General features: G+C 65.3%; 9 protein-coding genes. 2 read left to right on the top strand and 7 right to left on the bottom strand.

The features are described 5' to 3' along the window. Positions 1–210: 210 nt before the first annotated feature. From JaAD80_RS27165 to JaAD80_RS27145, 5 genes are all read right to left on the bottom strand, one after another. Positions 211–762, bottom strand: coding sequence for a GNAT family N-acetyltransferase (locus JaAD80_RS27165; RefSeq protein ID WP_258003210.1), 552 nt, complete (start codon positions 760–762; stop codon positions 211–213). Positions 763–833: 71 nt separating this feature from the next. Beyond that, entirely contained in the window at positions 834–2,708 is a 1,875-nt protein-coding gene (gene sppA / locus JaAD80_RS27160) for a signal peptide peptidase SppA (protein ID WP_102299191.1), read from the bottom strand. A gap of 64 nt (positions 2,709–2,772) precedes the next feature. After that, a complete protein-coding gene (locus tag JaAD80_RS27155) occupies positions 2,773–4,251 on the bottom strand; it encodes a sodium:solute symporter (protein ID WP_102299189.1) in 1,479 nt (492 codons plus the stop codon). A gap of 69 nt (positions 4,252–4,320) precedes the next feature. Continuing rightward, entirely contained in the window at positions 4,321–5,538 is a 1,218-nt protein-coding gene (locus JaAD80_RS27150) for a YeeE/YedE family protein (RefSeq protein WP_102299188.1), read from the bottom strand. 122 nt (positions 5,539–5,660) lie between these two features. Then, positions 5,661–6,872 carry an MFS transporter gene (locus JaAD80_RS27145; RefSeq protein WP_102299186.1) on the bottom strand — a complete coding sequence of 404 codons (1,212 nt, stop codon included), beginning with the start codon at positions 6,870–6,872 and terminating at the stop codon, positions 5,661–5,663. A 144-nt stretch (positions 6,873–7,016) separates the two neighbouring features. Between JaAD80_RS27145 and JaAD80_RS27140 the strand changes: the two genes are divergently transcribed. Then, a complete protein-coding gene (locus tag JaAD80_RS27140) occupies positions 7,017–7,253 on the top strand; it encodes a DUF3820 family protein (protein ID WP_102299184.1) in 237 nt (78 codons plus the stop codon). A gap of 18 nt (positions 7,254–7,271) precedes the next feature. Here JaAD80_RS27140 and JaAD80_RS27135 read toward each other — a convergent pair whose 3' ends face one another. Further along, positions 7,272–7,655 carry a glutaredoxin domain-containing protein gene (locus JaAD80_RS27135; protein ID WP_102299195.1) on the bottom strand — a complete coding sequence of 128 codons (384 nt, stop codon included), beginning with the start codon at positions 7,653–7,655 and terminating at the stop codon, positions 7,272–7,274. A 113-nt stretch (positions 7,656–7,768) separates the two neighbouring features. On the opposite strand from JaAD80_RS27135, the gene JaAD80_RS27130 reads away from it, so the two are divergent. Next, positions 7,769–8,317: a hypothetical protein gene (locus JaAD80_RS27130; RefSeq protein WP_146012565.1), complete on the top strand. Its 549-nt coding sequence runs from the start codon at positions 7,769–7,771 to the stop codon at positions 8,315–8,317. Here JaAD80_RS27130 and JaAD80_RS27125 read toward each other — a convergent pair. After that, positions 8,314–8,708, bottom strand: a 395-nt coding sequence (locus JaAD80_RS27125; protein ID WP_219726899.1) for a hypothetical protein, incomplete at its 5' end; no start/stop codon positions are given. The genes JaAD80_RS27130 and JaAD80_RS27125 overlap by 4 nt on opposite strands.

Genomic DNA, 8,708 nt, shown 5'->3' with positions numbered 1-8,708 from the left:
CGCGGTGCGAGCGCAGGAAGAATCAGGCTTGCGCCGTGCCGCGGGGCTGCCGCAGGGCGCGGCGGGCGGCTGGCATGTCGATACAAACTCGCTACAAATTTCCCGCCCGGCGCCTTGACTCCGGCGGGCACGCCGCTTCCTGGACGGGAAACGGACATACATCTTTACCTGGCTTTACACACCGGACCTGTAGCCGCGCCTGGCGCCGCCTTACAGCGTGATGCCAAGGATGACATCCTGGTAATCGGTGCGGCCCACGCGGAAGGTGCGCCGGCCCAGCTGCGCAAAGCCGCAGCGCGTGTAGAACGCCAGCGCATCGTGGTTTTCCGCGTACACGCCCAGCAGCACCCGCCCTGCCCCGGCGGCGCGCGCCTGGTCGATGGCAGCCTGCATCAGGCGCTGGCCCACGCGCTGACCCTGGAAGCGGTGCAGCAGATAGATGCGCTTGATTTCCAGGTCGTCCTGCCGCGGGTCGGCTACCGGCAGGCTGGCGGGACTGAGCGCCAGGTAGCCCACGGGTGCGCCGCCGGGCGTGGCCTCGGCCAGCCACAAACGCATGGCGGGCAGCGACAGCCAGTCGCGGTACAGTTCCACGTTGTGCTGGCGCTGGCAGTGGGCGATGACGTCGGCGCCATCGAGGATGCCGGCGAAGGCTTCCAGAAAAGTGGCTTGGCCCACCAGCGCCAGCGCTGCTTCGTCGCCCTTCACGCAGGGCCGGATGGCGATCGGATTGTCCGTGTCTGCATTCATATCGCTTGCCATATTGCGCTCCTCAAGGAAATCAAGCCGGGCGAAGCCGGCTTGAGGGTCATATCATGATGTGCTGCCCTAACTTACTTTCCTCCCAATGGCACCTCGCACAGGCAGTGCGTGAGCGCCATGAACGGTTTGTGTTCGCGCGTGATGCCTGACAGCCAGGAGAGATCCTGCGCCATGCCCAGCGCCGCGTCGGCCGGCAGGCCCGTGCTGGCCAGGCCCAGTTTCACGTGCTCGCCCAGTCCCAGCGAGGCCATGGCCTTGGAGCCGAACATGCCGATCAAACGGTCGACGTTCGAGGTTTCCTGTTCCATGTAGGTGACGCGGTAGTCGGCGCCCAGCTTGGCGCGCTTGGCGGCGGAGGCCAGCGCGTCGCCATAGCTGCCGATGCGGTCGACCAGGTTGCGCTCTTTCGCCTGCAAGCCTGTCCACACGCGGCCCTGCGCCACTTCATTGATCTTTTCCGGCGTCGTCTTGCGCGCCTTGGCGGCCAGGTTCAGGAAGTCGCCATACACGTGGTTGATCGAGCCCTGGATCACTTGCGCGAAGCGCGGGTCGAGCGGACGCAATGGATTGCCCGCGTCGGCCAGCCAGGTGGTCGGCGAGCCGGCCGTATGGATGCCCAGCTTTTCCACCACCTTGTCGGCCGTCGGCAGAATCGCGAACACGCCGATGGAACCGGTGATGGTGGCCGCGTCGGCGATCACTTCATCGGCCGAGGTGCTGATCCAGTAGCCGCCCGAAGCGGCCACGTTGCCCATCGAGACGACCACCGGCTTGCCGGCGGCGCGCGTCAGTTCCAGTTCGCGGCGGATCAGCTCCGAGCCGAAGGCGCTGCCGCCCGGCGAATCGACGCGCAGCACGACGGCCTTGATCGACTTGTCTTCGCGCGCCTGGCGGATCAGGCGCGAGGTGGACAGGCCGCCGATGGCGCCCGGTGGCGCCACGCCGTCGCCGATTTCGCCCGAGGCGATGACCACGCCGACGGCGTCGCCGATGTGTACGGGGCGCAGGCGCGCCAGGTAGTCGGTGTAGTTAACCTGGCGGAAGTTCGTGCCTTCCGGGTTTTTCGCGCCGCGCGCCATCATGAACTGGCGCAGTTCGTCGCGCGTTTTCAGGCCATCGACCAGCTTGCCATTGAGCGACAGCTTGGCGATGTCGCCGCCGGCCTCCGTCATCATGGCAGGCAGGTTGTCGATCGTTTGCATGATGGCGCCGGCCGGCAGCTTGCGCGATTTTTCCACGTCGGTGGTGTAGGTCGTCCACAGGCCGCTATTCAGGTAGCGGTCCGCCTCGGCCGCCGCTTCGGACGGGCCATTGGCGATGTAGGGCTCGGCCGCGCTTTTATACGTGCCCACTTTCAGCAGGTTGACCGTCACGCCCACCTTGTCGAGCGCATCGCGGTAGTAATTGCGGTAGCGTCCAAAGCCTTCCAGCATGACGCCGCCCATCGGGTGCAGGAATACCTCGTCCGCCTTGGCGGCCACCAGGTACTGGCGCTGGTTGTAGCTCGAACCCCAGGCCGTCACCTTCTTGCCGGTGGCGCGAAAGCGCTCGACGCCGGCCGCCACTTCGCGCAGCGAGGCCAGGCCGCCGCCCTGCAATTCATCGAGCAGGATGACCATGGAACCGATGTTCTGGTCCTTGGCTGCCGTGTCGAGCACCGCCAGCACGTCGCGCAGCTGCACGCTTTTCTTGACTTCGCCGCTGACATTGGCCAGCACCGCCTCGCGCACGCCGCCCGGGGTTTCTTCCACCAGCGGGCCTTGCAGGTCCAGCACCAGGGTGGTCTTTTCGCCCAGCGGCTTGACGCCGCCGCCGAAGATGGCGATCAGGATGGCGATGACGATCAGCAGGAAAATCAGGTTGAAGACGGCACGGCGGGTGGCGTCCAGCGCGCGCCAGAATGCGCCAAAGCCGCGACGCAGCGGCGGGAAGGGGTTGAGTGACATCGATGCTCCGTGAGGTTGTGTACCTAAAGGAAACCAATATAACTGAAAAATCGCCCGGCTCGTCTTATTTTGACAACTGTACTTCGCCTTTGGCATGCACCGGCACCGGCGTGGAAATGAGGAACAGGCCAGCCAGCACCAGGGCGCCATTCAGGATCAGCAATTCCAGGCCGATGCGGTAGTGTTCAAACAGCAGCGCCTGCTCCTGCTCGACCAGCGCGCACAGCAGCGGTCCCGCCACGGCCACCAGCGGCACCCAGCGGTCGCGCACGCCACGGCGGCACAGCAGGCCAAAGGCAAACAGGCCCAGCAGCGGGCCATAGGTATAGCTGGCCAGTTTCAAAATCACGCCGATCATGCTGGGATCGTCAAGCCATTTGAAGGCCATGATGAGAACCAGGAACAGCGCCGCAAAACCCAGGTGCACGCGGCGGCGCCAGCGCATCTGCTGCGCCGCGGTCAAATCCTGCCGGCGCTGCACGCCGAGGATGTCGATGCAGAAAGTGGAGGTGAGCGCCGTCAGCGCCCCGTCCACGCTGGGAAACAGGGCGGAAATGAGGGCGATGAAAAAGATCAGCTGTACCACGGCCGGGAAATGCCCGAGCACGATGGCGGGGAACAGTTTATCCCCTGTCGCTGTCACGCCGGCCAGCGGCGCGTACAGGTGCAGCAGGCCGCCCAGGAACAGGAACAGCAGCAGCACGGAGGTAAGCACCACGGTCAGGCTGAGCATGTTCTTTTGCGAGTCGCGCAAGGTGCGCACGGAGATATTCTTCTGCATCATCTCCTGGTCCATGCCCGTCATGGCGATGGTGATGAACATGCCGGCAAGAATGTGTTTCCATACATAGGCGGGGCTGTCCGGATCGGTGTTGAAGATGCGCGTGAGGCCTTGCGCGCGCATGCGCTCGAGGCTGTCGATGAGCGACACATCCATTTCGCGCAATAAGAATACGCTGCAGATGACCAGGCCCGCCAGCATGCACGCCGTTTGCAGGGTATCGGTCCAGACGATGGTTTTCACGCCGCCCTCATACGTGTACAGCAGGATCAGCAGCAGCACGACGCAGGCAGTCAGCCAGAACGGCACGCCCAGGCTGTCGAGGATGGTCGCTTGCAGGATATTGACCACCAGATACAGCCGCGCCGTCGCGCCCAGCAGGCGCGAGAGGATGAAAAACGCCGCCCCGCTCTGGTAGGCGCGCCGGCCCAGGCGCAGTTCCAGGTAGCGGTAAATCGAGGTCAGCTGCAGCCGGTAGTACAGCGGCAGCAGGATGAAGGTGATGGCCAGGTAGCCGAGCACGTAGCCGATCATCAGCTGGATGTAGCCGAAGCCGTTGTTCCCCACGGCGCCGGGCACGCTGATGAACGTCACGCCGGTGAGCGTCGTGCCGACCATGCCGAAGGCCACCAGCATCCAGTTGCTGTCCCTGTTGCCGATGAAAAAGCTGTCGTTGGTGGCATGGCGCGAGGTGCGCCACGCCACGCCCAGCAGGATCAGGAAATACGCGAGGACGACGGCAAACAGGCTGAGGGGGGACATGGGCGCTGCGCTGGCGGCAAAGGTGAACAGGGGCAGAAATATACAGCAAAGCCCCTGTTCATGCCGGCGTCAGCAGCCGGTCGGTTTGACTTTCTCCACTTCCAGGCCGAACCACGGGCGCAGACGCGTGCCGATGACATTGCCGAGGAAAGCGCAGACCAGCCACAGCCAGCCATGCAGGCTGCCCGAGATGATACCGCTGAAGTAGGCGCCGATATTGCAGCCGTACGCCAGGCGCGCGCCGTAGCCGAGCAGCAAGCCGCCGACGATGGCGGCGATCAGCGAACGGCGCGGGATGCGCCACACAGGCGCGTAGCGACCGGCCAGCGCCGCCGCCAGCATGGCGCCCAGCACGATGCCGATATCCATCACGGACGTCTTGTCTTGCGTGATCGGCGCGGCCAGCGCAGCTGCGTTGGCCTTGGTCGACCAGTAGGCCCAGCTGGCCGTATCGATGCCGATCACGGACGCGGCTTTCGCGCCCCACAGGGCAAACGCGGACGTCACGCCCCACGGACGGCCCGACAATGCAAGCGTGGCGAAGTTCAGCACGACGAGCGCGATGGCGCCCGCCACCAGCGGCCACGGACCATGCAGCCATGGCGACGCGTGCGCCGGGCGCAATGCCGGAGCGATGAGCTTGCCATGGCGGCGCTTTTCCACCAGCACCGTGATGCCGGCGATCAGCGCAAAGACGATCCAGTTCAGCGCCAGCGCGGGCGCCAGGCCCAGGGTCGTGACGAGGGAAACGGGTTTGAGCTGCGGCAGCGCCGTCCAGAACGGCATGTGCGCCGTGCCGATCACAGAGCCGATGATAAAGGCGACCAGGGTGATGATCATGCGCGTGCTGCCCCCGCCGACTGTATACAAGGTGCCGGAGGCGCAGCCGCCGCCCAGCTGCATGCCGATGCCGAAGATGAAGGCGCCGACGATGACGGAGGTGCCGGCGGGCGACACCAGTCCCGCGACGGGCGTGCCGAACAGGCTGCCGGCCGACAGCGCGGGGAAGAACAGCGCCACGCCCACGGCCAGCATCAGCATTTGCGCACGCAAGCCGTCGCCGCGCCCGTCGGCGATGAAGACGCGCCAGGCGGACGTGAAGCCGAAGGCCGCGTGGTACAGGGTAATGCCCAGCAAGGCGCCCACCACGTACAGCGCGGCCTGGTTGATGCCGACGGTTTGCGCCAGATACCAGGCGCCCAGCAGGATCAGCACCAGCGCCACGCCCAGCGGTTTCGGATTGATCTCGGTGCGCAGGCGCACGGGTGAAGTTGCTGTATCGGACATGGGGAATGGGAGGTAGAGGAAAAGTAAACGCCATTCTCGCCCGTTTTGGTGTTTTCTGCCAGCAAGTTACTTGCAGACGGGGCCGGCCGGGACGCTAGGCCCCGGCCAGCCCACACGCTGCCTTAATGCCCCACCGCGTGAATCGACTTCTCGCCGCCGCTGCGCACGGGGATGGGATTCAAGCGGTCCATCCGGCCGCTCAGGGCCGTCAAGCCGAACGCGCCCAGCACCACCAGCGCGCCGATCCAGCCCGTATGCACGAGGCCCAGGTGTTCGACGATGAGGCCGCCGCCCCAGGCGCCACCGGCGATGCCCAGGTTAAACGCGGCGATGTTCAGTCCCGAGGCCACGTCGACGGCGCGGGGCGTGAAGTGTTCCGCCTGCTGCACCACATACACTTGCAGACCGGCCACGTTGCCGAAGGCGACGGCGCCCCACAGCAGCACGGTGATGACCACCAGCACGGGATGCGGCGCCGTAAAGGTCAACAGCAGCAAAACAGACGCCAGCAGCAGGAAGATCAGTTTCAGGGCGCTGACCGGGCCTTTCTTGTCGGCCAGCTTGCCGCCCCAGATATTGCCGAACGCCACAGACACGCCATACACCAGCATCACCACGCCCACGGCGCCGGCGCTGAAGCCCGACACTTGCTGCAAAATCGGTGCCAAGTAGGTAAAGGCGATGAAGGAGCCGCCATAGCCGACGGCCGTCATCGCATACACCAGCAGCAGGCGCGGCTGGGCCAGCACCTGCACTTGCTGCAGCAGGGAAGCAGGCTTACTGTGGGCGATGTTCGCTGGCACGTACAGCAGGCTGCCGACAAAGGCCACCAGGCCCAGCGCCGAGACGGCCAGGAATGTTTCGCGCCAGCCGAAATGCTGGCCGATGAAGGTGCCCAGCGGCACGCCCGTCACGAGCGCCACGGTCAGGCCCGTAAACATGATGGCGATCGCGCTGGCCGCCCTGTCTTTCGGCACCAGCGACGTGGCGATGGTCGAGCCGATCGAGAAGAACACGCCATGCGCCAGCCCCGTCAGGATGCGGGCGACGACCAGGGTTTCATAGCCTGGCGACTTCCATGCAAGCAAGTTACCCAGGGTGAACAAGACCATCAGCGACAGCAGCAAGGTCTTGCGCGGGATCTTGCCCGTCAGGGCAGTCAGTACGGGCGCGCCGACGGCCACGCCCAGCGCGTACAGGCTGACCAGCAGGCCGGCCGACGGCAGGTTCACGCCCAGGTCGGCGGCGATGGTGGGCAAGAGCCCGACGATGACAAACTCGGTGGTTCCGATGGCAAATGCGCTGAGGGTCAGCGCGAGCAAGGCAATGGGCATGAAAGACTCCGATCAATGATGTTGGCATGCAGTATCGGGGTTTTCTTTGTGCCGAAAAATACCTGATCGGGCAGAAGATAATTGCGCCCAAATCAACAATAAGGGGATCTGCTACACTGGCCGCATCAACACGGGGGCATCACCATGAATTCAGACAAACTGGCGCTGCTGCTGACGCGCGAAATGCCATATGGGAAATACCAGGGACGCTTGCTGGCCGACTTGCCCGGCCATTACCTGGGCTGGTTCGCGCGCGAGGGTTTCCCCTCGGGCGAACTGGGCAGCCTGATCGCACTGATGTACGAGCTCGATCACAACGATTTGCGCGGCCTGCTGGACCCGCTGCGCACGCACAAGTCGCCATGGCGACCGGGCGAATAAGGCCAGGTCAAGGACGCCTTAACACTCGCGCACTTTCCTGGCCAGCATGGCGCTGAACTCGCCGTTTTCCACCAGCGCTTGCAGCTCGCTGGCGCCACCGATCAGCACGCCATTGACAAAAATCATGGGGAACGTGGGCCAGCCGGACCACATCTTGAGCGCATTGCGGCGGTGCCACTGGTTCAGGTAGCTGCCGTACTGCAGATACTTGTATGGCGTGCCCAGCACGTCAAGGATTTTGCGGGCCCTGCGGGGAAACGGATTGAGCGCCATGCCGACGACGACCACCTGGTGCGCCGCGATGGCGGCCTGCACCTCGCGCACGATGTCCTTGTGCTTGCTGCCGATCAAAGGGCGGGCGGCGGGATGGATCTGGCTGTCGTCGAGAATGGCGCGGGTCATGAAAGTCCTGTCGTGGTGATGCGTGGGCACCTGGGTGCGGATGGCGCATTGTGCCATGCCCGCCCAGCTGGCGCGCAATCAACGCAGGCAAAGCACGACAGCCGGCGGGCGCCATGCTAAAGTTGCCAGGTTATCACTCCCCCAACGACCGCATGCCTGCCCTGAGTTCCCGCCTCCAGTACCTGCGCAATGCCGAAGCCCTCTGCTGCCTGGCTTTGCCGCTGGCGCTCTGCTTGCACTGGCACAAGTCCGCTGCCGCCGTTGCCTGGGAGCTGCGCGCTCCGGCCCTTGCCCTTGTCTGCTATTTGCTGCTGCAAGGCGTGCTGTACTGGCACCTGAAGCTGGGCTCGGTCGTGCGGCGCCAGCCCTTGCCCGCGTATTTCCAGCCCCTGTTCCGCGTGCTGAAAACCACGAACCTGTTCTGCATCGCCGCCGTGGCCGCCTTTGTCGCCTTTTTCGCCGCGCGCAGCAGCGCTGGCACGCCGCTGGCGGACCTGGCGTGGTCGTATGGCTTGCTGGCGTTCGCCGTGCTCGAACATATCAACTACTACCATTACCAGCTGATGTACGACACGCGCGCCGCCCTCGCCAGTCTGCGCCGCAACGGCCGCCTGCGCAAGGCGGCGCTGGGACTGGACCTGCGGCGGCAGGTCGGCGCCTAGGCGCGCCGCGCCTGCGTGCAAGGCGGCGCTGCATCGCCTGCCACGCTCCAGCCCAGCATGGCGACGGCCTGTCCCGCCTCGACCCTGGCGACTTGCCGCACGATCTCCGGCAGCATGGCCTTGATGCGCTGCGCCTCGCTGGCGGGCAAGGCCGCACTGGCAATACCTTCAAGCATGTCCAGCACAGTGACATCGATGCGGTAGCGGCGCGCGGCAGCGCAGCGGCGCGCACCTCCGGCCGCCTCCACGCTGGCGTCGATGGCCTGCACGAAACGCCGCGCCGCCTGCGCCGTTTCCAGCAGCGGCCCGCCCCGCGCGCGCAGCTGCTGCAGCTCAGTCATCAGTTGCCAGGCCAGCGGCTGGACGCCATGGCACACGGGCGGCCTACGGG

Origin of the sequence: Janthinobacterium sp. AD80 (genome assembly GCF_002878455.1) — a bacterium.
Lineage (GTDB): Bacteria > Pseudomonadota > Gammaproteobacteria > Burkholderiales > Burkholderiaceae_D > Janthinobacterium.
This window is presented reverse-complemented; position numbering and strand designations above follow the sequence as displayed.